The organism is Seramator thermalis, assembly GCF_004138125.1.
In the GTDB taxonomy this organism is placed as follows: domain Bacteria; phylum Bacteroidota; class Bacteroidia; order Bacteroidales; family Dysgonomonadaceae; genus Seramator; species Seramator thermalis.
The window spans coordinates 1-25,336 of record NZ_RXHS01000001.1 but is presented as its reverse complement, the minus strand read 5'-3'; the positions used below and the strand labels follow the sequence as shown (position 1 = coordinate 25,336).

Below are 25,336 nucleotides of genomic sequence, written 5' to 3'. Positions count from 1 at the left end.
ACTTGAATAGATTTTTAAAACGATAAACGTAAACTTAAAACAACGATGGAGGTCGTTTTGTTTATCTTCTTGTCATGACTAAGCGAGAGAGTCTATTTTTTCGTAAAAAACCTTTTTACTATATTATCCTGTTTGAGCAGTCGTTCTAATTCTGCATAAGGAATATCTACATCAATGGCTCCCATCACGTATGGTGCAATTTCGTATTGATTGAATGTATAGTGAATTCCTTTATCGTCCATCCAAAAATTGTTATTGGGTATAATGTCTTCGAGATTGAAAAAACCATGTTGAAGGAGAGAATCCGGAACCGTCACATGGTATTTTTTCATAAGTGATTCCACGAGTATATCCGAAAGAGGTTTCTTGAAATTAGGGATGAAAAGATCTTCCTCAGAAAGAGTAACAATATTATTCAAATCAATATTATAATACAAAATACGGTAAGAACCATGAGCACCGCCGGTATAGTCGCTATATTCTACGGCATAACTCAAAAGAGAATCATTTTGAAACAAAATTCGATTTGTATTTCGCAACTGATACCAATACCAAGACGGCATACTGCCATCGCTCAGTTTCTGCTTGTCCGAATAAAAATCATTGGAAAGCGAACGGTATTCTTGTGTATAGTCGGCGATATATTTATCGATTGCTTCTCTTGGCGTCAACGAATCGTAAGAAACATCATTCAAAAACGTTCCCGTAAATATTTGTTGAAGTCTTTTGGTATCTTCTTCTGACCCAAATTTTACCGGATATGTGAATCGAATATCGACTTGTGAGAAAGGAAGAGTCGTATCACTATTGTCGATTAATGGTATTTGTTTTGAGACAATTATGCTGTCAAAAGTGATTGATTTGTCGAGATTAGATTTTGCATTTTTGCACGAAAAAAGTAAAAACAAGGTACATACGGTTAGTATGGACGCAAAAAATTTAATCATATTCATACGATGGAATTTATTGGATGATTTGTTTGATAGCTCCCAAATCGGGATAAAAGATGATTTTAATGGGTTTTTTGTTGTTATCAAACATTTTTTTTGTTAGCACTTCTTTTGATCCGAACTGAACGATATCAACTTCAATATCTTTCAATGTTCTATTATCATACTCGATTTTCAGATCTGCTTTACCCGGAATGTTATAAACTAATCCTTGCTTCAGTTTGTCTTCCAATTTCGCAAGCTCCTTTTCCGACAATAACCTTTCTATTTTAGGAGTTTTAGATGTAAGAGAGATGTAAATTGGAGAACCGGCGAGATTATCTGCATCGAGCGGTCCGAGTTTTTCCGAAAAACGTGCAATAACTTGACGATTGATATTTCCATTATCCGGAATGATAGTCAAATCTGTGAAAAAAGTTTCGGTTTCCATTGTTCCGGAGAACATCTCGGTCAATGCTTTTTCCTGAGCGTTAATTTGATCCATTACGAGTTTATATGCTGCACCATCAGGAGGCATATTTTCAGCTTCTCCCATTAAAATATCGTTTCGAGTGCGACGCAATTCGAGTATTTGTTTTGATACGAGTTCGGCCTGTTTTGCCGTCGACCCGGCCATGAGCGTTTCCTCGGTCAAAAATCGTCGAGGATCTATGGACGGTTCACTGCGTGTCGGAGATTCGGGTTCTTTTGTTTTTTCCAATTCCGGATTTCCGTTCACCGAACAGATTAGGCCATCCTTGGTAAGATAAACAAAAGGTTCTACCGTATTTGAGCGAAATTCTATTAAAAATGAATTGGATTCATCGGGGATGCCTTTATTTACAATGCTCACATCTTCGAGTGAATAAGTCGTCCGATTTTCGGTAATGGGTTCGATACCCAGATATCGCTGTGCATAGGGATAAAAATCGCCACGCTTGTATGTAACTTTTTTTACTTTGAATGTGATAACGAGAGAGGTTTTCGGGAGTGAATAAGCTACTCCATAATTGTTTGCCTTCACAGCATTCATCCGTATGGTTTCTTGTGCCGACAATGGTGTTGTTGTTGCAATTAAAACTGCTATGAATAAATAACCTGTAACTCTCATGTCAAAACAAATTTAAAAGAATTAATAAGCCGATTGAAACTGTTGAAGAAAACGCACATCATTTTCGAACAACAATCGAATGTCGTTAATGCGATATTTAAGCATTGCAATGCGTTCTATCCCCATTCCGAGTGCATATCCGCTATAGATTTTACTATCGATTCCGCAATTATCCAATACATTAGGATCTACCATTCCGCAACCGAGAATTTCTACCCAACCTGTATTTTTACAAATATTGCAACCTTTTCCCCCACAAATATGGCAAGATATGTCCATTTCGGCACTGGGTTCGGTAAACGGGAAATAAGAAGGACGAAGTCTGATTCGGGTGTCGTGACCAAACATTTCCTTGGCGAAGAACAACAAAGCTTGCTTTAAATCGGCAAACGAAACATTTTTGTCCACATATAATGCTTCCACCTGATGAAACAGACAATGCGCCCGTGCCGAAATGGCTTCGTTGCGATAAACACGGCCGGGACAAATGATGCGAATAGGTGGCTGATTTTGTTCCATCACACGTGTTTGAACGGATGACGTATGTGTGCGTAGCACGATTTGCGGATCGTTTTGAATAAAAAATGTATCCTGCATATCGCGAGCGGGATGATCTTCGGCAAAATTGAGTGATGAAAAAACGTGCCAGTCATCTTCGATTTCGGGACCTTCAGCAATCGAAAATCCCAGACGTTTGAAGATGTCGCAAATTTCTTCTTTTACGATATTCACCGGATGACGAGTTCCGAGAGGGATAGGGAAAGATGTGCGTGTGAGATCAATATCCGAAATCTCGTTATAATTATGAGTAAATTGTTCTTTCAGCGATCGAATTTTGCTCTGCGCTTTCTGTTTCAGTTCGTTGAGTCGCATGCCAACTTCACGTTTTTGATCGCTTGGAACGTTCCGAAAATCGTCCATTAATAACGAAATCTGTCCTTTTTTACTGAGATATTTAATGCGCAGAGCTTCTATTTCATCTGCATTCGAAGCCGATAAATGTTCAATTTCGTCCAGCAGCCGATTTATTTTTTCGATCATTTCCAGTATAATTTCTTCACTACAAAATTTATTTCCTGCAAAAATACACTTTTTTCGGCTATTTACGGCTATTAAAAACGAAAGATTTAGCGTTGACGGGCACGGTTTGAAATATAATTGTGTAATTTTGTCGAAATCATGCGTTAGTCCAAAAAACCGATGCTCGAAAAGGTAAAAAAATATATTGAAGACAAACATCTTTTAAAACCTTCATCAACGGTAGTGGTTGGTGTAAGTGGTGGAATGGATTCCATGGCGCTGCTCGATATTCTCACATTGCTCGATTATCGATGCATTGCGGCGCACTGCAATTTCCACTTGCGTGGTGAAGAATCGGATCGTGATGCCGAATTTGTGAAAAATTGGTGTAAAAATGTCGATATAGAATTTACTTCGGTAGATTTTGATACGCTAGCGTATGCTCGCGACAAAAAAATTTCGATTGAAATGGCTGCTCGTGAATTGCGATACCAATGGTTCGAACTAGTCAGACAAAAATTTGAAGCAGAGGCAATTGCTGTGGCACATCATCGTGACGATGACATAGAAACCGTTTTATTGAACCTTCTGCGAGGAACCGGTATTAAAGGGTTGACCGGGATTTCACCTAAAAAAGGGAATATTGTACGTCCATTACTCTGTGTTTCACGAAATGAGGTCGAGCAATATCTGAATGAGCGAAACATTTCATTCGTTATGGATAGCACTAATTATGACGATACAATCACACGTAATTATTTGAGATTGAATGTTATTCCTATGCTCGAAAAATTAAATCCTTCGGCTAAAAACGCCATTTTTCGAACTTCTCAAAATATTGCCGAAGCTTACAACATTTACGAAAAGGCAATTGAAACACTAAAAAAGGAGGTAATGATCGGAGAAAAAGTCAGCATCGAAAAACTTAAAAACACGCCTTCTCCTCTGTCAGTATTGTTCGAAATTCTTGCACCATTGGGATTTAACGCGTCAGTGGTGGAAGATATTATTGATAATTTGAATTCTTCTTCGGGAAAAGTATTTTTATCCACGCAATATCGGGTAATAAAGGATCGACAGTTTTTGTTGCTGAGCAAAATTGCCGATTGCAATAATTTTGACACTGAAATAATAATTTATGAAGGGATGACTGAGATTTTATATCCTATTCATCTAAAAATAAATGTAGTAAATATAAACTCGATTGAAGTGAACAAATCAGGTAGATTTTTGTTCTCAGATGCAGAAAAGGTACGTTTTCCATTAAAATTGAGAAAATGGAAAGATGGCGATTGGTTTGTGCCTTTCGGCATGAAAGGAAAAAAGAAGTTAAGCGACTATTTTACTGATTGTAAATTCGATTTGCTCGAAAAAGAAAATCAATGGATATTAGAATCCGACGGACAAATTATTTGGATAGTGGGAAAAAGGAATGATGAACGCTTTAAAGTATCCGATCACACAAATAACGTATTAATGATAGAATGGGTTGAGTAAACAAATTTTTTTCTATGCAACTGCAACCTTTTATCAAATAATACATCTAATAATACAGATATAAACATAAAAACGGCATATATATGAAAACGAACGACATCAAAGACATTTTGCTTATCGCCGCATTTTCGACAGTGGCTTATTTGTTAAATCTCACGTATCGTCATCGAAGAATTTATAGAAATGGGCCTCAAGGGCTTCCAACATTCGAAATAAAATAAAATTCTTCGACTAGCGAGATTTCGCAAACTCAGTGCTTCAACTGTTCTTTGTGCTAAGTTTTTGTTACCTTTGCAACGATTTAGCACGATGAACAGTTGAAATTTTTTTTGTATGCTTACACTCAAAGTAATTAACGATTGCCCCGAAGAGGTAATTCGCCGTCTGGCAAAGAAACATTTTGATGCCAAAGATATTGTGTCACAGATAATCGAACTCGATGCACTGCGGCGAAATACACAAAAAACACTCGATAATACATTAGCCGAAATAAATTCTCTTTCGAAATCCATCGGTTCACTCATGAAAGATGGAAAAACGAGAGAAGCTCAATCGGCACGAGAAAAAGTCACCGAACTCAAAGAATCATCTAAAACATTGGATGAAACGCTGAAAACGACAGAGGAGAAAATACAGAATCTGTTAGTCGTTCTTCCCAATCTTCCTCACGAATCGGTTCCCGAAGGCAAAACAGCCGAAGACAATTTAATAGAACGAACAGGAGGCACCATTCCCCAATTGCCGGCAGATGCGCTTCCGCATTGGGACTTAGCAAAAAAATATGATCTCATCGATTTCGAACTGGGCGTAAAAATCACAGGAGCAGGGTTTCCTGTTTACAAAGGACGTGGAGCGAGGCTGCAGCGCTCTCTGATTAATTTCTTTCTGGATAATGCTCGTGAAGCCGGTTTTACGGAAGTTCAACCTCCTTATGTGGTGAATGCCGCTTCAGGATTTGGAACCGGCCAATTGCCCGACAAGGAAGGACAGATGTATCATGTAGATTTGGACGATTTATATCTGATTCCTACGGCTGAAGTTCCCGTAACCAATATTTATCGTGATGTAATTCTCGAAGAAAAAGATCTTCCGATTAAAAATACTGCATATTCTGCCTGTTTTCGTCGTGAAGCCGGTTCTTACGGAAAAGATGTTCGTGGATTGAATCGCCTTCACCAATTTGATAAAGTAGAAATCGTTTGCATCGAAAAGCCGGAAAATTCGTATCAGAGATTGGATGAAATGGTGAATTATGTACAAACGTTGGTCGAAAAATTGGAACTTCCCTGGCGAATTTTAAGATTATGTGGAGGAGATATGAGTTTTACGTCAGCCCTGACATTCGATTTTGAAGTATTTTCAGCAGCACAGCAACGATGGCTTGAGGTGAGTTCGGTATCCAATTTCGAAAGCTATCAGGCCAATCGCTTGAAGTGCCGCTATCGTGATGCCGATCGCAAAACGCAACTTTGCCACACGCTCAATGGAAGTGCTTTGGCATTGCCGCGTATAGTTGCAGCACTGCTCGAAAACAATCAAACTCCGCAAGGGATTCGCATTCCGAAGTCATTGATTCCTTACACAGGATTCGAAATAATCGATTGAAAAATCGTATTGAGATCAAAATATTTATCGCCTCAATGTATAAAACCAAAAGCAGCAATAGATGTGATTTGTAACATCACAGGTCAGATTCTTCTATTTCTCTTTTGGTTTATTTAAATCAAAACCAAGCAACATACCATCGTACATATCGTTCATCGCGGCCAATATTTCGATGGAATTGTCCTTAGTGAAAGTACTAAGAGTTTTCATCAGTTTCAGAAAACCATCCGCATCGAACATTAATTTCATGCGATTTCCGGACTGTATTGGAAAAGCCTTTAACTTTCCAATGCCGTGCAAATAAGTCAATATGACTTCATTTGTTTGATTGTCGTAGGAATATTTCCCCGAAAGTTTTATTAATCCGAGTTTTGCCGAATAGGTACTGTCCTCATTAAATGTAAAATAACAATTTCCGTCTTTAATACCAACTTTGTTGCAATACTCGTTGAATTGTTTTTCGACTTGTGTGGCAACAACGGCTCCACCGGCTTTTTTAAGCAAATTTTCGGTCTCGAATTTGCAAGCAGTACCTTTGTAATTCCAAGTCCCGATAAATTCTTCGGATGATGAGCCGAAAAAGTTACTCACCTTGTCTAATGTTTGGTTGAAGATAGAAGCTGTATTTTTGCCGGAATTGTCATTAGTTTGGGCATTAACTAACCGGCAGAGAGAAAATGATATAACTGTTAATCCGACAATGAAAATTCTTTTCATATATTTTCGAAATTATTTCGATTGCAAAGATAACACATTTGTCAAATTCTTACGGGAGAACGCTCGAAACAAAAGTGAGATTGAGTGAAGAATTAAAGATCTTTCGAAATTAACATTTTATATAATTGGAGCATAGCCAAGTTGGTGGTGCGTGAAATATTTTCGTTGCGGTTTCCACTATTTACGTTGTATGCTTTCGCTAAAAGGTATTCATTATATTTGGTTGCAATCCAAACTGTGCCTACGGGCTTAGATGGGCTTCCGCCTTTAGGCCCCATGATTCCTGAAACGGCAATACTGCAATTCGTATTCATTTTTGTTGCGACATTCCGGGCCATTTGTTCTACGACGGGTTTGCTGACGGCACCAAAATTGCGCAAAGTTTCGATATTGATATCTAAAATACAGTTCTTTATATCGTTATTGTATGAAACGACACTCCCATAGAAATAATCTGAAGCCCCGGAAACCGTCGTAATTTTATGGGAAATGTATCCACCCGTGCAGCTTTCGGCAGTTGAAAGAGAACATCCTAATTTTTTTAGTTTTTTGCCCAATAATGTTTCCAAAGAATCTTCACTCTTTGCGACGAAGTATTTCCCAAGCTTTTTTTTGAGCTTTTTACTTTGCAGTTTCATAAGCTCTTTATGTTCGCTGCCACGAACAAAAAGACGGAGTCTGATCAGTCCGAACGACGGCAAATATGCCAAGGAAAAGTTTTCGGGAAGCTGTTTCTCAAAATCTGCTAAAAGAATTGCTAAAGCCGATTCGCTAATATCTGCCACGATAAACGATTCTTTAATGTATTCGACCAATTGAAACTTTTGGCGTAGCATCGGAATAATTCGTTCTTTCATAGCTGTTTTCATTTCAAAAGGAACGCCAGGCATCGAAACCAAAACTTTTTCATTTTTTTCGAACCAAAGAATTGGAGCTGTTCCAACCCGATTTTGGATTACCTTACAATCTTTGGGAACAAGAGCCTGATTTTTGGTCAATTCATTCAGAACGATATTTCGTTTAGCAAAAACCGCTTTTATATTTTCGAGTACTTCGTTGCTGAATACTAAAGATGTACCAAAATATTGACATAAAACCTGTTTGGTAATATCGTCATTGGTAGGCCCAACACCGCCGGTCAATAGCAAAACGTCGGCTTTTTCAAATCCGCGATCGATAGCTTCCGTTATATCTGCGCCATTGTCGCCAACCGTTGTAATATTTACTACTTCAAATCCGTTGTTTGTCAGTTCGCGCGACATCCATGCCGAATTTGTGTCAACAATCTCTCCAATGAGTAATTCATCTCCAATAGTAATGATCTCAATTTTCATATTCTTCGATTTATTTTGATTATAATCCACAATCGATCAATTTTTTGTCAAAAAAAATAGTAATGGTGGGTTACGAGAGGAAAAAGATACTTAACCATATTTTACTGCAAAATAACAGTGAATTTTCGAAAAACAGGAAAAAATGAAGTTTTATTTTGTTTGTTTAGAATGAAAGCCTTATCTTTGCAATCCGAAAAAGGAACAATAAAATATTATAGATATAATGAAGAAGGAAATACATCCGAAAAATTACCGTCCCGTCGTTTTTAAAGATATTTCGAACGACGAGATTTTCATTTCTCGCTCAACTATTAATGCCAAAGAAACGATCGAAATTGACGGAGTAACTTATCCGTTGGTAAAACTTGAAATTACAAGTTCATCCCATCCATTCTATACCGGTAAACAAAAACTGGTTGATACGGCAGGACGCGTGGATAAATTTATGAGCCGTTATGGCAATCGGAATAAGAAAAAATAATAGGAAATAAAAACCCGAAAATTATAAAAGCGATGATTTTTCAATCATCGCTTTTGCTTATTACTTGGGATAACCAACAGATTGTGTGAGTAATACCTGCATTTTGCCCGTGAGATTGAGAAGTTTCGCCAACTCATCTTTATTGAATGAACCACGTACAACTGAGCCCAAACCTTCGGAGGCGCAATATAGGTAAATGTTTTGAGCCACAAAGCCACAATCTGTGAATGCATATTGCTCTGAAGAAGCTTTACCAAGATCAGACACAAAGATTATATTGGCAGCAGCAGTAGCAACAAAATCCTGCACCCCTGTGTTCTTACGAAAATCGCCCTTCCGTATCAGTTTTAATCGGTTGTTTTGTGCATCATAGAGATAAATACCCGATTTGAGTGCAACATACAGCTCCAATTCCTGCCGATTATTAGCAGTAGGTGCCGTTCGTTTGTCCGGACGATTAAAGCCATTGGCCGCCCATAGCAAATTGGATAAAGTTTGATCGGAAAGGGATTTGTCTTGATAAGAACGGATGGATTTACGTTCACTTAAAGCTTGCATCAAAGGTTTTCCACCTGTTTTGACCGGAGTCGGAAGATTAATATCTTGCGCCAAAAGCATAGCAGAACCAATCAATGCAAAAACACAAATAAAAAACATTTTCTTCATATCTAATCAATTTTAGGTTTATGCAAATATAGCTAAAGGTGCTATTATTTCGATTTAAAAGTAGTTAAGATTGAGTTTGTGAGCTTTATATCCGTTCTCTATCTATAATATTTGCGTAATTTTGTTGACTGAAGTCGTATGATATTAGCAATTTGATGAAACTTAGGTATTTATTTTTTTACATCTTATATTTAACTGCGAATTTCTTGATGGCTCAACCACCATTGAGTGATAGTGCCAAAATCAGCTTAATGACTTGTGCCCCTTGGTCCGGCGCAGTTTATGCTCTTTACGGACATACTGCTGTATGGGTTAAAGACGACTCCACGCATACAGATGTGGTTTTCAATTACGGATTCTTTGATTCTTCGCAACCAAATTTTATCTATCATTTTGTGAGGGGTGAAACAGATTATGTCTTAGGTGTTACTTCATTCGAAGATTTTATTTCGGAATATCGAAGTAAGGGTGTATCTGTTTGGGAACAGCCTCTCAATTTGTCGCAGGGCGAAAAACAAACTCTATGGAAAGCCTTGTATATAAATTCGTTACCGGAAAATAGAAGCTACCGCTACAATTTTTTATACGATAATTGTGCTACAAGACCACGTGATATGGTCGAACAATATGTTGAAGGAAAAATTATCTATCCGAAAACCGCAGATAATCAAACTTATCGCAATTTGCTGCACGAATGTTTACACCCTTACCCTTGGATGGAATTTGGCATCGATTTGATAATTGGAGCTCCTGCTGACCGAAAAATAGATGAACGTGACAAAATGTTTCTTCCCGAATACCTGATGCGCGCGTTTGAAGGTGCAATTGTAGAAAAAAATGACACTTTAAGATATCCACTCGTGCAACAAACGAGAGTTATACTGACCTCAAACAATGCGGCAAAAGTGAGCGAACACAGCATTTTCACTCCTTTGAATATGGCATTCGCATTGTTATTAATCACACTGTTACTTTCTATTATACAAGTAAATAACATTAATAATGGTTTTCCGATAAAAGTTTTTGATACCTTATTGTTTGGAATGGTTGGTTTGGGCGGAACTATCGTCTTTTTTCTGATGTATTTTTCGGAACATCCTGCCACAAACCCTAATTGGAATTTTGTATGGTTAAATATTATATCTCTTTTGATTGCCGTCTTATTTTGGATAAAATCGGCTGAAAAAGTCGTGCATATCTATCATTTTATTAACTTTGCAGCATTAACACTATTTTTATTTTTCTGGTGGCTGATACCACAACAGCTCCCCGTTGCATCTATTCCAATTTCGTTATGTCTGTGGGTGAGATCGGGAGCGAATATATGGCTGACTAGAAAGAAAAAACGGAAACAAAAAAGATATACATCGGCAAAATACTTAAAAGCAGGATGGGGACAATAAAAAATTGTACGATTTTTGCATATCCTAAAATGCACTTAGCACAAAATTAGATCATGATCAAAATATTATCACCTCTTGTAGCTTTTTTTACTGTTGCCTCAATATTTGCTCAAGGTTTGTCATCTGAAACTCCTAAACTCGTTATCGGAATTACTATTGATCAATTGCGAGGCGATTATCTTGAAGCATTTAAAAAAACATTTGGGGAAAAAGGATTTAAAAGATTATTAAACGAAGGATTGGTTTATTCCGATGTAAAATTCGATTATCCGAATATTGATCGAACTTCAGCTATTGCCACTATTTTTACGGGTGCTTATCCATTCTATCATGGAATAGTTGGCGAAAAAAAGTTTTCGATAGAAGAAGGTCGTGAAGTATCAATGTTTGCTGATAAACGTTATAATGGCATTTTTACCTCAGAACATTTGTCTCCCCTGTCTATCAAGGTTTCTACCATTACAGATGAACTCAAAATAGCTACCAACGCAAATGCCGATATAATTTCTTTTGCTCCAAATGCTCCGGAAGCACTTGTTTCAGGCGGACATGCAGCAAATAATGCGTTCTGGATTGACGATTATACAGCGAAGTGGGCATCTACATCTTTCTACACAGCAAAACAACCTATCATCGATCAGTACAACCGAAGCAGCCAATCGCTGAGCACTGTCATTAATAGTTTTATATGGCGTCCGGCAAAAGATGTTTCGCAATATACCGTATTTCCTTATACACAAAACGTGTACAATTTTCAACATCATTTTGGGTCAGATAAGCAGAAAAGCGTAAAACTTTTTAAACAATCACCTTTCGTAAATACCGAAATACGACAAATGGCCGAAAGAGTATTGAATAACAATCAACTCGGGAAACGATCGGTGCCCGATTTTTTGGCCTTAACATTTTATGCCGGTAATTACGAAAATGCCCTCGACAAAAACTATTCGATTGAAATTCAGGATCTTTACGTTCGTCTCGATCAGGAAATAGCTCAACTGTTGGAGACAGTGGATAAAACTGTAGGAATGAATAATACGCTTATTTTTGTTACTTCCACCGGATACTTCAGCGAACAAGAGGTAATTCCTAACAATATCAAACTGTCCGGAGGTGAATTTCGTCCCGATCGCACGATTGCTATTCTCAACATGTATCTGATGGCAATTTACGGTAAAGAACAATGGATTAAAAAATATTACAACGGACAACTTTATTTTGATCGCAAACTCATTGAAGACAAAAAGATCAGTCTTTCTGAATTTCAGCAACGAGCCGCCGAATTTTTAGTGCAGTTTGATGGCATTCAAGATGTGATCACTTCACAGCAAATGTTGCATGGTGCATACAACCAAACGGTAGAATTTTATCGAAACGGATTTTACAAGGGAATTTCGGGCGACTTGTTCATCGAATTTCAGCCCGGCTGGAAGGTGATCGATAATCAGGTATCAAACGACAAACGCATCAACAACAATGCCATTTCGGCTCCGCTCATCTTTTTTGGTCAAAACATTGCTCCACAAAAAATTTACCGAACCGTAGATGTAACCGAGATAGCACCTTCCGTTGCGCATCGTTTGCGCATCAGAGCACCGAATGCAGCCAAGTCTGACGTTTTGAAAGAGTTGTTCTGACTATCAAACGCAAATCATATTTCGAAATCATTGACTAAAAAATAATTTAACAGATTAAAGTATAAAACAATATATGGCATTAAATGACATAATATCTAAAATTTTCGGAAATAAGGCGCAACGAGATTTAAAGGCAATTAATCCCGTTGTGGAAAAAATAAAAGCTGTATATCCGGAAATTACAAAGCTGTCAAATGACAAGCTAAGAGCTCGCACAAAGGCATTGGAGGCGCAAATTCAGTCTTCTGTAAGCGACGAAAGAGCAAAAATTGCCGAATTAAAGAACGGCATAGAAGATATTGAATTAGAAGAACGTGAAAAAGTTTGGAAACAAATAGACAAGATAGAAGACGAAATCACGGAAAAATTGGAAAAAGCTTTGGATGCGGCTCTTCCGGAGGCTTTTGCGATTATGAAAGATACAGCTCGTCGATTTACCGAAAATCGCGAAATTATCGTAACGGCAACCGATTTTGACCGCAATTTGGCTGCAACTCACGATTTTGTGCGTATCGAAGGAGACAAAGCCATCTATCAAAACCATTGGATGGCCGGTGGAAACGAAATCACTTGGGACATGGTGCATTACGATGTTCAGCTTTTCGGTGGAGTTGTATTACATCAGGGCAAAATAGCCGAAATGGCTACAGGTGAAGGAAAAACACTGGTCGCAACACTTCCGGTATTCCTTAATGCACTCACACACAACGGAGTGCATGTAGTTACCGTAAACGACTATCTTTCCAAACGCGATGCGGAATGGATGGGCCCATTATACATGTTTCACGGACTCTCCGTTGACTGTATCGATAAGCATGAACCCAATTCAGAAGCACGACGGAAAGCCTATGAATCGGACATTACGTTTGGAACGAATAATGAATTCGGATTCGATTATCTTCGTGACAATATGGCGGTTTCGCCGGCAGATTTGGTGCAACGCAAACACAATTATGCGATTGTGGATGAAGTCGATTCGGTATTAATCGATGATGCACGTACGCCATTGATTATTTCCGGTCCGGTTCCTAAAGGCGAAGAGCAACTCTTTGATGTATTTCGTCCGCGAGTAGAAATGCTCGTAAAAGCGCAAAGGGAACTTACCACACGGTTGCTCGCCGAAGCCAAACAGAAAATGGAATCGGATGACAAAAAAGAACAAGAGGAAGGAGCACTACTTCTATATCGTTCTTTTAAGGGAATGCCCAGATACAAACCTCTCATCAAGTATCTTAGCGAGCAGGGGGTGAAAGCGGCCATGCTCAAAACAGAAGAGTTTTATATGCAGGACCAGAATAGAAACATGCATATTGTTACTGATCCTTTATATTTTGTTATCGACGAAAAAAATAACACGGTAGAACTCACAGACAAGGGTATTGATGCATTGACCGGCAAATCGGATGATCCTCAATTTTTTGTATTGCCCGATATAGCCTCGCAACTTTCGGAACTTGAGCACGAAAATTTGACAGAAGAAGAAAAGGCTGCAAAGAAAGACGAATTGCTCCAAAACTATGCCATCAAATCCGAGCGCGTTCATACCATCAACCAATTGCTCAAAGCATATACACTCTTCGAAAGGGATGACGAATATGTGGTGATCGACAATAAGGTGAAAATCGTTGACGAACAAACCGGTCGCATCATGGAAGGTCGCCGTTATTCGGACGGATTGCACCAGGCCATCGAAGCCAAAGAGCGAGTGAAAGTTGAGGCAGCTACGCAAACTTACGCCACAATTACTCTGCAGAATTATTTTCGAATGTATCACAAACTTGCCGGTATGACCGGTACTGCCGAAACCGAAGCCGGAGAGTTTTGGGATATTTACAAATTGGATGTGGTGGTAATCCCTACAAATAAACCGGTCATTCGTAATGATATGAACGACCGTATCTACAAAACGAAGCGCGAAAAATATACGGCAGTTATCGAAGAAATAGAACGATTGGTAAATGCCGGCCGTCCGGTTTTGGTAGGAACTACATCGGTTGAAATTTCGGAATTGCTCAGTAGAATGCTTACGCTCCGGAAAATAAAGCACAACGTGCTCAATGCCAAACTTCATCAACGCGAAGCGGAAATCGTTGCCAATGCAGGGCAATCCGGGGTTGTCACCATCGCGACAAATATGGCCGGACGCGGAACCGATATCAAACTTTCGCCCGAAGTTCGAGCAGCAGGTGGGTTAGCTATTATTGGCACCGAGCGCCACGAATCTCGTCGAGTGGACAGACAGTTGCGTGGTCGTGCCGGACGTCAGGGTGATCCCGGATCATCCGTCTTCTTTGTTTCCCTCGAAGACGATTTGATGCGATTATTCGCAACCGAACGTATAGCAGGACTGATGGATCGTATGGGCTTCAAAGAAGGAGATGTGCTCGAACATGACATGTTGAGTAAATCCGTAGAACGTGCCCAAAAAAAAGTAGAAGAAAACAATTTCGGCATTCGAAAACGCCTGCTCGAATACGATGATGTAATGAATTCGCAACGCGAATTGATTTACAAAAGACGTAAACACGCATTGATGGGAGAACGTATTGAGTTGGATGTTCTTAATATGATTCAAGAAACCTCTCGAAATATTGTTGAAGATAATCAGGATGACTATGAAGCCATGAAAATGGAGCTTCTCCGCGTGATGGCGTTGGAGATTCCTTTTACGGAAGAACAAATGAGGGATCTGAAACCCAACGAGCAATCCGAAATGATATTCAACAAAGCTATCGAAAGTTTCAAAAGAAAAGTCGATCGTATGGCCGAAATTGCTAATCCGGTCATCAAACAGGTTTATGAAACACAAGGAGCAATGTATCAAAACATTTTGATTCCGATTACGGACGGCAAAAGAATATATAACATCGCTACCAATCTCAAAGAGGCATACGAGTCGGGCTCAAAAGCGTTGGTGAAATCTTTCGAAAAATCCATTCTTCTTCACACCATAGATGAACATTGGAAAGAACATCTGCGAGAAATGGACGAGTTACGACAATCAGTTCAAAATGCCACTTACGAACAAAAAGATCCATTGCTTATTTATAAACTGGAATCTTTCAACCTGTTTAAGATCATGGTCGAAGATATTAATTCTGAAGTCGTATCTATCTTGATGAGAGGCCAAATACCTGTTCAAAATCCGGAAAACGTTCGTCAGGCAGCCCCGGAGCAAAAAACCGATTATAGCAAATATCGTACTCGAAAAGATGAAATGGGAGCGATGTCAGGGTCGAAAGCGAATGGGACACCACAACCTCAAGAGAAAAAATTGGAGCCGGTACGGGTTGAGAAAAAAGTCGGACGAAACGATCCGTGTCCTTGCGGAAGTGGCAAAAAATACAAAAATTGTCACGGAAAATTTGAATAGAACATACATTTCTTGAGTATTTATCCCCTGGGGAAATTGAAATTTCTTCAGGGTATTTTTTGTGAATAAAAAGTCGAGCTTAATCAAATTGCACTTGTAAGATTATCTTTTTCAATTCTCATTTTTTTCGAGCAATTATTTGTTAAATCCATTCAAAAGCAGTATCTTAGTAGAATATTTCAGTTCAATACGACATACTCGTTAAGTGTTTGTTATTAAATAATATATAATCATTATATAAAGAAAAAAATCACATTACGGCATGATTAATCAAGAAGACAGAATCATCCCGATTAACATCGAAGATGAAATGAAATCGGCATACATCGATTATTCGATGTCTGTCATAGTATCTAGGGCATTACCCGATGTGAGGGACGGATTTAAACCCGTTCATCGACGAATCCTTTTTGGAATGTACGAACTCGGCAACACCCCCGATAAACCGCATAAAAAGTCGGCAAGAATAGTGGGTGAGGTGCTGGGTAAATATCATCCGCATGGCGATTCGTCGGTTTACAATGCAATGGTACGATTGGCACAGAGTTGGAGCATGCGCTATCCTTTGGTTGATGGTCAGGGAAACATGGGTAGCATTGACGGAGACAGCCCCGCGGCGATGCGTTATACCGAAGCCCGACTCAATAAACTTGCCGAAGAAATGCTTCGAGACATCGATAAAGAAACTGTCGATTTTCAACTCAATTTTGATGACACGCTAAACGAACCCACTGTTTTACCAACGCGAATTCCAAACCTCTTGATCAATGGGTCTTCCGGTATCGCAGTAGGAATGGCTACCAACATTGCACCACACAATCTTACGGAATGTATTGATGGTATCGTGGCTTACATCGACAATCGCGATATCGATATCAAAGGGCTGATGCAATATATCAAGGCCCCCGATTTTCCGACCGGCGGATATATCTATGGGTATAAAGGCGTAGAAGAATCATTCGAAACCGGCCGAGGTCGCATCGTTATACGTGGAAAAGCAGAGATAGAATCAGGCAAAGTTCACGATAAAATAATCGTTTCGGAAATTCCGTACATGGTAAATAAAGCCGAATTGATAAAAAATATTGCCGATTTGGTAACTGACAAAAAAATAGAGGGTATTTCGAATGTAAATGATGAAAGCGACCGTCAGGGAATGCGAATAGTTATCGATGTCAAGCGTGATGCCAATGCCAATGTAGTTCTTAATAAATTGTACAAGCTCACGGCACTTCAATCATCTTTCAATGTAAATAATATTGCTTTGGTAAAAGGTCGTCCTCAAATGCTCAACCTGAAGCAACTCATTGAGCTATTTGTAGAGCATCGTCACGATGTCGTGATCCGACGAACCAAATTCGAGTTACGTAAAGCCCAAGAACGTGCACATATTCTCGAAGGATTGATCATTGCTTCAGACAATATTGATGAAGTGATTTCCATTATCAGAAATTCGGGAACTCCACAAGAAGCGATTCAACGATTGGTAGATCGTTTTGCTCTCTCTGAAATTCAGGCAAGAGCGATTGTCGAAATGCGTTTGCGTCAGCTGACGGGTTTGGAACAAAATAAACTCCATGCCGAATACGAAGAAATCACTAAATTGATTGATTATTTAAATGAAATATTGAACGATGATGACCTTTGCATGAAGGTAATTAAAGACGAACTTATTGAAATAAAAAACAAATACGGGGATGCCCGACGTTCCGAAATTGTATATGCTTCGGAAGAAATGAATCCTGAAGATTTTTACAGTGATGACCAAATGATAATTACGATATCGCATCTCGGCTATATCAAGCGTACCGCATTAACGGAATTTCACACTCAAAATCGAGGTGGAGTAGGGGCAAAGGGATCTGAAACAAGAGATGAAGATTTCGTGGAACACATCTATCCTGCTACCATGCACAATTATATGCTGTTTTTTACCCAAAAAGGTAAATGCTATTGGTTGCGTGTATATGAAATTCCGGAAGGAACGAAAAACTCGAAAGGCAGAGCGATTCAAAATTTATTGAACATAGACCCAGACGATGCGGTTACGGCTTTCGTACGAGTGCCGGGATTCGATGATGAGGAATACATCAATTCTCATTATCTGCTTTTTTGCACCAAACAGGGAATCGTCAAGAAAACCGTACTTGAAGCATATTCCAGACCTCGTCAAAACGGCGTAATAGCCATTTCGTTGAACGAAAACGATCAGGTGATATCCGTTCGTTTGACCGATGGGAAAAAAGATGTTATTCTTGCAAACAGAAATGGACGAGCTATACGTTTCAACGAAAATACTGTTCGTCCGATGGGACGTACTGCAACCGGTGTAATTGGCATGCGATTGGACGACGATGGTGAAGACTATATTGTTGGAATGATTTGTATGGACAGTAATTCGGAAGATACCATCCTGGTAGTTTCGGAACAAGGATATGGCAAACGTACCCGATTGAACGACGAAGATGGTGAACCCGTTTACAGAATTACCAACCGAGGAGGGAAAGGCGTTAAAACATTGAATATTACACAAAAGACAGGGAAATTAGTATCTATCAAAAGTGTAACAGATGACAATGATTTAATGATAATTAACAAGTCTGGCATCACTATTCGTGTGAAAATTTCCGATATTCGCGTTATGGGAAGGGCTACACAAGGAGTTCGACTTATTAATTTGGAAAAAAGAAATGACGAGATAGCTTCTGTTTGTAAGGTTAATTCAAACGATGATGCGGAAAACAATTCTTTCTTAATTGATGAAATTGCTGACAAGACAATTGAAAATGAAGAGTTTATTAATTTAGACAATGATGACGAGAATGACCAATAAAAGATCAAATTAAACCTTTTTTCCGATTTCAGTCGAAAAAATGAGACAATTTGATTATCAAATGAATGAAATAAATTAATCCATTAAAGTTGAATAAAATGAAAAGAATTTTGTATTTCACCTTAATTGCTATCATGTCCGCCGGCACATTATACGCTCAAAAAAGTGTAGTGAAAGAAGCCAAACGTGCTTTGGACAGCAACAATCTGAACGAGGCAAAAAACCTCATTCAACAAGCTATCACTCATCCGGAAACAGCCAACGATCCCGAAACTTGGAAAATTTATGGCGATATAGGCAACAAAGCATTCGACAACGAACGTACAAATCAGATGCTTGGTAAGCAAGCAAACGACAAAGTGATGTACGACGGATTGCTCGAATCTTACATGCCTTACGTAAAAGCCGACTCGCTTGGAGAATTGCCTGATGCAAAAGGTAAGGTTAAGAATAAAGTTAGAAAAGATATTCAAGGCATACTCAAAGCAAATCATCCCTTTTATATTAATGGAGGGGTTTACTATAACGAACAGAAAGATTATGCCAAAGCAGCGGATTTCTTCGAAATATACTGGAATATACCAATGTTACCCATGTTTCAGGAGGACAAGAGTGCATTTAATTTAGATAGTACCTACCAAACTATCAAGTATTATGCGATAATCACTGCAATTCAGGCTGAAGATCATCCTCGTGCACTGAAAATGATCGAGCGAGCTATAAATGAGCCGTTTATAGAAAACAGTGCATACAAGGAAAGCGATTTATATGAACTCCTTGCAAGTGAATATCTTCAACTTGGCGATACCGCCAATTATCTGAATACATTGTATGAGGGAGCTGAAAAATTTCCAAAAAGCAAATATTTCATTCCCAATCTGGTAAATCATTTTATTAGACAAAACGACAGCCAAAAAGCAATGGAATATTTGGATAAGGCAATCGCAAACGATCCATCGAATGCTTGTGATCTTAATAGTGTGAAAGGTGCACTTTTGTCTGAAAAGAAAGATTATGCCGGCGCTGAAGCTGAATACCAAAAAGCATTGGAGCAAGATCCCAACTGTGAACGAGCCTTGGAGGCATTGGCCGTCAATTATATCTTGCAAGCTCAGGAGCTGAAAGAAAAAACCGCAACTCTTTCAGACCGTCAGCAACAATTGGCAAATGATAAGAAAACGGTAGAACTTTATCAAAAATCGCTTCCTTCACTTGAAAAATATACACAATTGCTAAGAGAACGAAATGCGGATCAGTCCGAAATCAATTCGGCACTCTTAAAATTAAGAAATGTGTATTATAACTTAAGTATCATGGGAGTAGATAAATCGAAAGAATTAGAAGCTGTTGAAAAGGAACTTGGAACTACGAATTAAATCAATTCCAGTAAATAAAGAAATAGAGACCTTTTCCCTCTAGGGAATAGGTCTTTATTTATATATGTATATGAAAGGTAAAATAGAAACCAAAACATATAATTAAACATAATATTTATTATAGAAATAATACACTTGAAGAATAAGCTAAATAAGCAAATGTGAAAAGTCAAGAAAAACATCGTAAAATATTATCTTTGTACAGGAATCGATGACAGTAAATTCAAAATCAAAAATGAGCAATCAAAGATACGATCTACGTGGCGTTTCAGCAACGAAAGAAGATGTACATAATGCGATCAAAAACTCAGACAAAGGGATATATCCTAAAGCTTTTTGCAAAATTATTCCCGATATTTTGGGTGGCGATCCCGATTATTGCAACATAATGCATGCTGACGGAGCCGGAACCAAAACATCGCTTGCTTACGTTTATTGGCGCGAAACCGGAGACCTTTCGGTATGGAAAGGCATCGCACAGGATGCGCTGATTATGAATATCGACGATTTGCTGTGTGTGGGAGCAACTGATAATATTTTACTGTCATCCACTATCGGCCGAAACAAAAATTTGATTCCGGGTGAAGTAATTTCGGCTATTATCAATGGAACTAACGAATTGTGCGAAGAGCTTTCTGCGCTTGGCGTACATATTTTTCCTACCGGTGGCGAAACGGCTGATGTTGGCGATTTGGTACGTACGATCATTGTTGACAGCACCGTCACCTGCCGCATGAAACGATCGGAAATTATCGATAACTCGCACATTCAAGCCGGAGATGTTATCGTCGGTTTGTCTTCAACTGGCAAGGCATCTTACGAAAAAGAATACAATGGCGGTATGGGCAGTAATGGACTTACTTCGGCCCGGCACGACGTTTTCGACAATTATCTGGCTCAAAAATATCCCGAGTCCTACGATCCTAATATTCCCGCCGACTTGGTATATTCGGGAAAAATGAAATTAACGGACCAAATCGAAAATTTAGGAATAGATGCCGGAAAACTTGTACTGTCCCCTACCCGCACCTACTCTCCAATTATTTCATTGATATTCAGTAAATTAATAAATAAGATACATGGAATGATTCATTGTTCGGGGGGAGCTCAAACAAAAATTATGCACTTTTTGGGTCAAGATCTTCGGGTGGTGAAAGATCATTTATTTCCTGTTCCTCCTCTATTCGATCTGATACAAAAGCAATCCGGAACCGATTGGCAAGAAATGTACAAAGTTTTCAATATGGGACACCGTATGGAAATTTATCTTCCGGAAGAATACGCGCAACAAGTTATAGATATTTCGAACAGTTTTGATGTCGAAGCACAGATTGTCGGACGAGTTGAACAATCGGCTCATCGTGAATTGATTATCAAAAGCGAATTTGGAACATTCGTTTATGAATAACAAAATTAGCATCAAGAAAAATTAACTAAATGGTAAAGAATATTTTATTAGATAAAACGGCACATTTGGTAACACGGTTTGAAGAAGTGGCTACCCTTATAACAGATCCGGCAGTTATTGCCGACATGGACAGATATGTGAAGCTAAATAAGGAATACAGCGACTTGCAAAAAATAATTACCGTCAGAAAAGAATACGAAAATGCACTAAACAGCATCGACGAAGCCAAAAATATATTGGAAACCGAAAGTGATACGGATTTGCGAGCAATGGCAAATGAAGAAATATCCGCTAACGCAGAAAAACTTCCTGCTCTCGAAGAACAGATCAAATTACTTCTTATTCCTGCCGACCCTGAAGATGCCAAAAATGTGGTTATGGAAATCAGAGCAGGCACGGGAGGTGATGAAGCAGCTATTTTTGCCGGTGATCTTTACAAAATGTACGTAAAATATTGCGAAAGCAAAGGCTGGAAAACAGAAGTTACGAGTTTTACGGAAGGAACAGCAGGCGGATATAAAGAAATTATTTTCACAGTGACAGGATCTGACGTTTACGGAACATTGAAATACGAATCGGGCGTTCATCGCGTTCAACGCGTACCTGCAACCGAAACTCAGGGACGTGTTCATACATCGGCCGCTACTGTTGCGGTTTTGCCGGAAGCCGAAGAGTTTGATGTGGATTTAAATCCGGCCGATATCGATTTTCATACGGCTCGTTCGAGTGGTGCCGGTGGCCAAAATGTGAACAAAGTCGAAACCAAAGTCCAACTGACGCATCGCCCGACAGGCATTGTTGTAGTATGTCAACAGGCACGTTCGCAACTTGCCAATCGCGAACTTGCCATGCAAATGCTTCGTACGAAACTCTACGATATGGAATTGACAAAACGTCAGGGCGATATTGCTTCGCGTCGCAAGACAATGGTTTCAACGGGCGACCGTTCGGCTAAAATTCGTACCTATAATTACCCTCAAGGTCGTGTAACAGACCATCGAATCAATTATACCATATATAATTTGGCAGCATTTATGGATGGAGACATTCAGGGTGTGATCGATCAATTGATTGTGAGCGAAAATGCTGAACGGATGAAAGAAGTCGAAATATAATTCCAAAATATTTAAAAAATGATTTTGAGATAATTGACACAACAAAATATGAACAAACAACAACTCTTCGAACAGATTCTGAAAAAACAATCGTTTCTTTGTGTCGGTCTGGATACCGATATTGCAAAAATTCCCGAACATTTGCTCGACGAAGAAGATCCCGTTTATACTTTCAACAAATCGATTATAGATGCCACAGCGCCTTATTGCATCGCATATAAACTCAACCTGGCTTTTTACGAATCTCAGGGTTTAAAGGGCTGGCTCGCTTTTGAACGAACTGTAGCATATATTCGCCAACGCTATCCCGACCAATTTATCATTGCCGATGCCAAACGTGGCGATATTGGGAATACGAGCGAAATGTATGCACAAACTTTCTTTGAAACTGTAAAGGTGAATGCCGTCACAGTGTCTCCTTATATGGGAGCCGACAGTGTGCAGCCTTTTTTGAAATATCATGCCAAGTGGGTGGTTTTGTTGGCTTTGACAAGCAATCCGGGCTCGAATGATTTTCAAATGACAGAAGATGCACGTGGTGAACGATTATTCGAAAAAGTGCTTCGAATTTCTAAAAGTTGGGCTACCGAAGAGCAAATGATGTATGTAATTGGAGCTACCCAAGGCCAAATGTTCGAAAATGTCAGAAAAATCGCACCACACCATTTTTTGCTCGTACCCGGTATCGGTGCACAAGGCGGTTCGCTTGAAGAGGTTTGTCGATATGGAATGAATGACACCTGCGGATTGTTGGTAAATTCGTCTCGTGCAATTATATATGCAGACCATTCGGAAGAGTTTGCTGACGCTGCTCGCGACAAAGCCCGCGAAACTCAAGCGGAAATGAAAATAATGTTGGATAAATATTTGAAATAAGGTATTCTCTGATTTATTAAAAAAATGGCCGGCAAACGGAAAATTATCAACGATCCCGTTTTCGGGTTTATCAATATACCGAATGATTTTGTATATGAAGTCATTCAACATCCTTTTTTGCAGCGATTAAACCGAATAAGACAACTGGGGCTGGCTCCATTCGTTTATCCCGGAGCTCAGCACACACGTTTTCATCATTCCATTGGCGCAATGCATTTGATGGATGAGGCATTGACCAACTTACGGCAAAAAGGATATGAAATAACCGATAACGAATACACAAACGCACTTGCAGCAATTCTTCTCCATGATGTTGGACATGGGCCTTTTTCTCACGCATTGGAACATACTCTTATCCAAAACATTCAACACGAAACAATTTCATTTCTGCTCATGCAGCAAATAAATCGCGAATGGAATGGAGCGCTTGATACTGCTATAGCCATTTTCAACGATACTTATTCAAAACGATTTCTGCATCAGCTTGTGAGTGGACAACTGGATGTTGATCGTCTCGATTATTTACGCCGCGACAGCTTTTTCACGGGTGTGATCGAAGGAAATATCGGATCGGAACGCATCATTAAAATGCTCGACCTGAAGGATGATCGACTTGTTGTGGAATCAAAAGGAATATACTCTATCGAAAATTTCCTGATGTCGCGTCGTTTGATGTATTGGCAGGTATATCTGCATAAAACGGCAGTTGCAGCCGAAAAAATGCTGATCAATACTTTACGACGCGCAAAAGAATTATCGCTCGACGGAGTTCAGCTTTTTGCTTCCCCTTCCCTCTCCTATTTTTTGTTGAACGAGCCTAAGATGATAGATTTTGAAAATTATGGAGTTGCATTACAACATTTTGTCAATCTGGATGATAACGATATATGGTCAGCGCTAAAAGTATGGTCATCCCATCCCGACAAGGTATTGTCACTTCTCAGTTCGGGAATGGTTAATCGAAAGTTATTCAAAATCGAAGTTTCATCAGAGCAACCTGATCTCGGAAAAATAAGTGAATATTTGAAAAGTTATCAGCATAAATTTAATCTGTCCGAGCACGAAGCAAGCTATTTGTGTTCATTAGAACCGGTTACGACAGACATGTATAGAGAAGAAGATGACAGCATCGATATTCTGATGAAGGATGGGTCAGTGAAAGATATAGCTCAAGCATCCGATATACTCAATATTGAACTTTTGTCGAAAAAAGTGGAGAAATACTATTTTACTTATCTGAAAATCTGATTGTTTAATCTTGGTTATCAATATTTTCAATATCTTCTTTTGCCGTAGGCACAAAAAACCACACAACAACACATCCTACGACCCCAAGTCCGAGTATGGTTAATCGCAAAGGAATATTCCGAACTACGACAAGCGATGAAAAGAGAACCATCGTTGTCATCAGTGCAAGTACCCCTAATTTTCCCTTTTGTGTCATACCCTTTCGCCGTTTATAATTTAAAATTCTTGGTCCCAAAATCTTATTATTCAATATCCATTGATACAATTTCGGCGAACTTTTTGCATAGAGAGCGGCTGATAACAATGCAAAAGGTGTGGAAGGAAGGCCGGGAACGAAAAGCCCTAAGATTGGATATTCCGGTGATGTTGACCCCTCGTTCCGGTGATATTGACCCCTCTTGATGGTTTTATTTCAAAGAACGAAGGAATCTGACAAAATTACATTTTTTTTCTCAGGTTGGATCCTTTTAACTCTATTTTATAGCTCGTATGTATTACACGATCCAGGATTGCTTCAGCAATTGTGGCTTCTGACATTACATCATACCACTGCGCAAAAGGGATCTGGCTGGCAATGATAGTGGATTTCAGTCCATGTCTGTCCTCAATGATTTCCATCATATCGAGCAACTCTTGCCCTTCAAGTGGTTTTAGGCCAAAGTCATCCAGGATTAAAAGATCTGTTTTTGCTGTTCTTTCAATCAGCT

Annotated in this window: 21 protein-coding genes; 13 read left to right on the top strand and 8 right to left on the bottom strand. The window is 39.1% G+C overall.

The window, feature by feature from the left end; genetic code table 11:
* Nucleotides 1-92: 92 nt before the first annotated feature.
* The 3 genes from EJN84_RS00100 to pheS are packed head-to-tail and all read right to left on the bottom strand — an operon-like array spanning nucleotide 93 to nucleotide 3,081.
* The gene (locus EJN84_RS00100) at nucleotides 93-947 is read right to left on the bottom strand and encodes a DUF3298 and DUF4163 domain-containing protein (RefSeq protein WP_165003986.1); all 855 of its coding nucleotides are present in this window, start codon (nucleotides 945-947) and stop codon (nucleotides 93-95) included.
* A gap of 16 nt (nucleotides 948-963) precedes the next feature.
* The gene (locus EJN84_RS00095; protein ID WP_129593511.1) at nucleotides 964-2,040 is read right to left on the bottom strand and encodes a DUF4831 family protein; all 1,077 of its coding nucleotides are present in this window, start codon (nucleotides 2,038-2,040) and stop codon (nucleotides 964-966) included.
* A gap of 21 nt (nucleotides 2,041-2,061) precedes the next feature.
* Nucleotides 2,062-3,081: a phenylalanine--tRNA ligase subunit alpha gene (gene pheS / locus EJN84_RS00090; RefSeq protein WP_129593510.1), complete on the bottom strand. Its 1,020-nt coding sequence runs from the start codon at nucleotides 3,079-3,081 to the stop codon at nucleotides 2,062-2,064.
* A 159-nt stretch (nucleotides 3,082-3,240) separates the two neighbouring features.
* Between pheS and tilS the strand changes: the two genes are divergently transcribed.
* From tilS to serS, 3 genes are all read left to right on the top strand, one after another.
* A complete protein-coding gene (gene tilS / locus EJN84_RS00085; RefSeq protein WP_129593509.1) occupies nucleotides 3,241-4,557 on the top strand; it encodes a tRNA lysidine(34) synthetase TilS in 1,317 nt (438 codons plus the stop codon).
* Nucleotides 4,558-4,640: 83 nt separating this feature from the next.
* A complete protein-coding gene (locus tag EJN84_RS12205) occupies nucleotides 4,641-4,778 on the top strand; it encodes a hypothetical protein (protein WP_165003984.1) in 138 nt (45 codons plus the stop codon).
* Nucleotides 4,779-4,890: 112 nt separating this feature from the next.
* Nucleotides 4,891-6,162, top strand: coding sequence for a serine--tRNA ligase (gene serS / locus EJN84_RS00080; protein ID WP_129593508.1), 1,272 nt, complete (start codon nucleotides 4,891-4,893; stop codon nucleotides 6,160-6,162).
* Between the two features lie 93 nt (nucleotides 6,163-6,255).
* Here the strand turns inward: serS and EJN84_RS00075 are convergent, their stop codons facing one another.
* A complete protein-coding gene (locus EJN84_RS00075; protein WP_129593507.1) occupies nucleotides 6,256-6,879 on the bottom strand; it encodes a DUF4923 family protein in 624 nt (207 codons plus the stop codon).
* A 92-nt stretch (nucleotides 6,880-6,971) separates the two neighbouring features.
* The gene (locus EJN84_RS00070) at nucleotides 6,972-8,213 is read right to left on the bottom strand and encodes a CinA family nicotinamide mononucleotide deamidase-related protein (protein WP_129593506.1); all 1,242 of its coding nucleotides are present in this window, start codon (nucleotides 8,211-8,213) and stop codon (nucleotides 6,972-6,974) included.
* Between the two features lie 223 nt (nucleotides 8,214-8,436).
* On the opposite strand from EJN84_RS00070, the gene EJN84_RS00065 reads away from it, so the two are divergent.
* Nucleotides 8,437-8,694 (top strand): type B 50S ribosomal protein L31, encoded by a 258-nt coding sequence (locus tag EJN84_RS00065; RefSeq protein WP_101486125.1) that lies wholly within the window; start codon nucleotides 8,437-8,439, stop codon nucleotides 8,692-8,694.
* A gap of 60 nt (nucleotides 8,695-8,754) precedes the next feature.
* On the opposite strand, the gene EJN84_RS00060 is transcribed toward EJN84_RS00065, so the two are convergent.
* Nucleotides 8,755-9,360, bottom strand: coding sequence for a SagB/ThcOx family dehydrogenase (locus EJN84_RS00060; RefSeq protein WP_129593505.1), 606 nt, complete (start codon nucleotides 9,358-9,360; stop codon nucleotides 8,755-8,757).
* A 209-nt stretch (nucleotides 9,361-9,569) separates the two neighbouring features.
* Here EJN84_RS00060 and EJN84_RS00055 point away from each other — a divergent pair, with 209 nt between their 5' ends.
* The 9 genes from EJN84_RS00055 (at nucleotide 9,570) to EJN84_RS00015 (ending at nucleotide 24,629) form a co-directional block, all read left to right on the top strand.
* A complete protein-coding gene (locus tag EJN84_RS00055) occupies nucleotides 9,570-10,763 on the top strand; it encodes a lipoprotein N-acyltransferase Lnb domain-containing protein (RefSeq protein WP_238943876.1) in 1,194 nt (397 codons plus the stop codon).
* A 53-nt stretch (nucleotides 10,764-10,816) separates the two neighbouring features.
* Entirely contained in the window at nucleotides 10,817-12,400 is a 1,584-nt protein-coding gene (locus tag EJN84_RS00050) for an alkaline phosphatase family protein (RefSeq protein WP_129593503.1), read from the top strand.
* Between the two features lie 73 nt (nucleotides 12,401-12,473).
* Nucleotides 12,474-15,773, top strand: coding sequence for a preprotein translocase subunit SecA (secA, locus tag EJN84_RS00045; RefSeq protein WP_129593502.1), 3,300 nt, complete (start codon nucleotides 12,474-12,476; stop codon nucleotides 15,771-15,773).
* 262 nt (nucleotides 15,774-16,035) lie between these two features.
* Nucleotides 16,036-18,606, top strand: a complete 2,571-nt coding sequence (gene gyrA, locus EJN84_RS00040; protein WP_165003982.1) for a DNA gyrase subunit A — start codon at nucleotides 16,036-16,038, stop codon at nucleotides 18,604-18,606.
* Nucleotides 18,607-18,704: 98 nt separating this feature from the next.
* Nucleotides 18,705-19,982 carry a tetratricopeptide repeat protein gene (locus EJN84_RS00035; RefSeq protein ID WP_129593501.1) on the top strand — a complete coding sequence of 426 codons (1,278 nt, stop codon included), beginning with the start codon at nucleotides 18,705-18,707 and terminating at the stop codon, nucleotides 19,980-19,982.
* A 235-nt stretch (nucleotides 19,983-20,217) separates the two neighbouring features.
* A complete protein-coding gene (locus tag EJN84_RS00030) occupies nucleotides 20,218-21,390 on the top strand; it encodes an AIR synthase related protein (RefSeq protein WP_129593500.1) in 1,173 nt (390 codons plus the stop codon).
* Nucleotides 21,391-21,419: 29 nt separating this feature from the next.
* On the top strand, nucleotides 21,420-22,505 hold the full coding sequence (prfA, locus tag EJN84_RS00025) for a peptide chain release factor 1 (RefSeq protein ID WP_129593499.1): 1,086 nt from the start codon (nucleotides 21,420-21,422) through the stop codon (nucleotides 22,503-22,505).
* 48 nt (nucleotides 22,506-22,553) lie between these two features.
* The gene (gene pyrF / locus EJN84_RS00020; protein ID WP_129593498.1) at nucleotides 22,554-23,381 is read left to right on the top strand and encodes an orotidine-5'-phosphate decarboxylase; all 828 of its coding nucleotides are present in this window, start codon (nucleotides 22,554-22,556) and stop codon (nucleotides 23,379-23,381) included.
* Between the two features lie 24 nt (nucleotides 23,382-23,405).
* Nucleotides 23,406-24,629, top strand: a complete 1,224-nt coding sequence (locus tag EJN84_RS00015) for an HD domain-containing protein (protein WP_129593497.1) — start codon at nucleotides 23,406-23,408, stop codon at nucleotides 24,627-24,629.
* A gap of 4 nt (nucleotides 24,630-24,633) precedes the next feature.
* On the opposite strand, the gene EJN84_RS00010 is transcribed toward EJN84_RS00015, so the two are convergent.
* Together EJN84_RS00010 and EJN84_RS00005 are read right to left on the bottom strand one after the other, a co-directional pair.
* A complete protein-coding gene (locus tag EJN84_RS00010; RefSeq protein WP_238943875.1) occupies nucleotides 24,634-24,933 on the bottom strand; it encodes a DUF454 family protein in 300 nt (99 codons plus the stop codon).
* 134 nt (nucleotides 24,934-25,067) lie between these two features.
* On the bottom strand, nucleotides 25,068-25,336 hold a 269-nt coding region (locus EJN84_RS00005; RefSeq protein ID WP_165003980.1), incomplete at its 5' end, for an ATP-binding protein.

Coding starts and splice junctions, on each gene's coding strand:
- EJN84_RS00100 (WP_165003986.1), bottom strand. CDS start 947: ATGATTAAATTTTTTGCGTCCATACTAACCGTATGTACCTTGTTTTTA.
- EJN84_RS00095 (WP_129593511.1), bottom strand. CDS start 2,040: ATGAGAGTTACAGGTTATTTATTCATAGCAGTTTTAATTGCAACAACA.
- pheS (WP_129593510.1), bottom strand. CDS start 3,081: ATGATCGAAAAAATAAATCGGCTGCTGGACGAAATTGAACATTTATCG.
- tilS (WP_129593509.1), top strand. CDS start 3,241: ATGCTCGAAAAGGTAAAAAAATATATTGAAGACAAACATCTTTTAAAA.
- EJN84_RS12205 (WP_165003984.1), top strand. CDS start 4,641: ATGAAAACGAACGACATCAAAGACATTTTGCTTATCGCCGCATTTTCG.
- serS (WP_129593508.1), top strand. CDS start 4,891: ATGCTTACACTCAAAGTAATTAACGATTGCCCCGAAGAGGTAATTCGC.
- EJN84_RS00075 (WP_129593507.1), bottom strand. CDS start 6,879: ATGAAAAGAATTTTCATTGTCGGATTAACAGTTATATCATTTTCTCTC.
- EJN84_RS00070 (WP_129593506.1), bottom strand. CDS start 8,213: ATGAAAATTGAGATCATTACTATTGGAGATGAATTACTCATTGGAGAG.
- EJN84_RS00065 (WP_101486125.1), top strand. CDS start 8,437: ATGAAGAAGGAAATACATCCGAAAAATTACCGTCCCGTCGTTTTTAAA.
- EJN84_RS00060 (WP_129593505.1), bottom strand. CDS start 9,360: ATGAAGAAAATGTTTTTTATTTGTGTTTTTGCATTGATTGGTTCTGCT.
- EJN84_RS00055 (WP_238943876.1), top strand. CDS start 9,570: ATGGCTCAACCACCATTGAGTGATAGTGCCAAAATCAGCTTAATGACT.
- EJN84_RS00050 (WP_129593503.1), top strand. CDS start 10,817: ATGATCAAAATATTATCACCTCTTGTAGCTTTTTTTACTGTTGCCTCA.
- secA (WP_129593502.1), top strand. CDS start 12,474: ATGGCATTAAATGACATAATATCTAAAATTTTCGGAAATAAGGCGCAA.
- gyrA (WP_165003982.1), top strand. CDS start 16,036: ATGATTAATCAAGAAGACAGAATCATCCCGATTAACATCGAAGATGAA.
- EJN84_RS00035 (WP_129593501.1), top strand. CDS start 18,705: ATGAAAAGAATTTTGTATTTCACCTTAATTGCTATCATGTCCGCCGGC.
- EJN84_RS00030 (WP_129593500.1), top strand. CDS start 20,218: ATGAGCAATCAAAGATACGATCTACGTGGCGTTTCAGCAACGAAAGAA.
- prfA (WP_129593499.1), top strand. CDS start 21,420: ATGGTAAAGAATATTTTATTAGATAAAACGGCACATTTGGTAACACGG.
- pyrF (WP_129593498.1), top strand. CDS start 22,554: ATGAACAAACAACAACTCTTCGAACAGATTCTGAAAAAACAATCGTTT.
- EJN84_RS00015 (WP_129593497.1), top strand. CDS start 23,406: ATGGCCGGCAAACGGAAAATTATCAACGATCCCGTTTTCGGGTTTATC.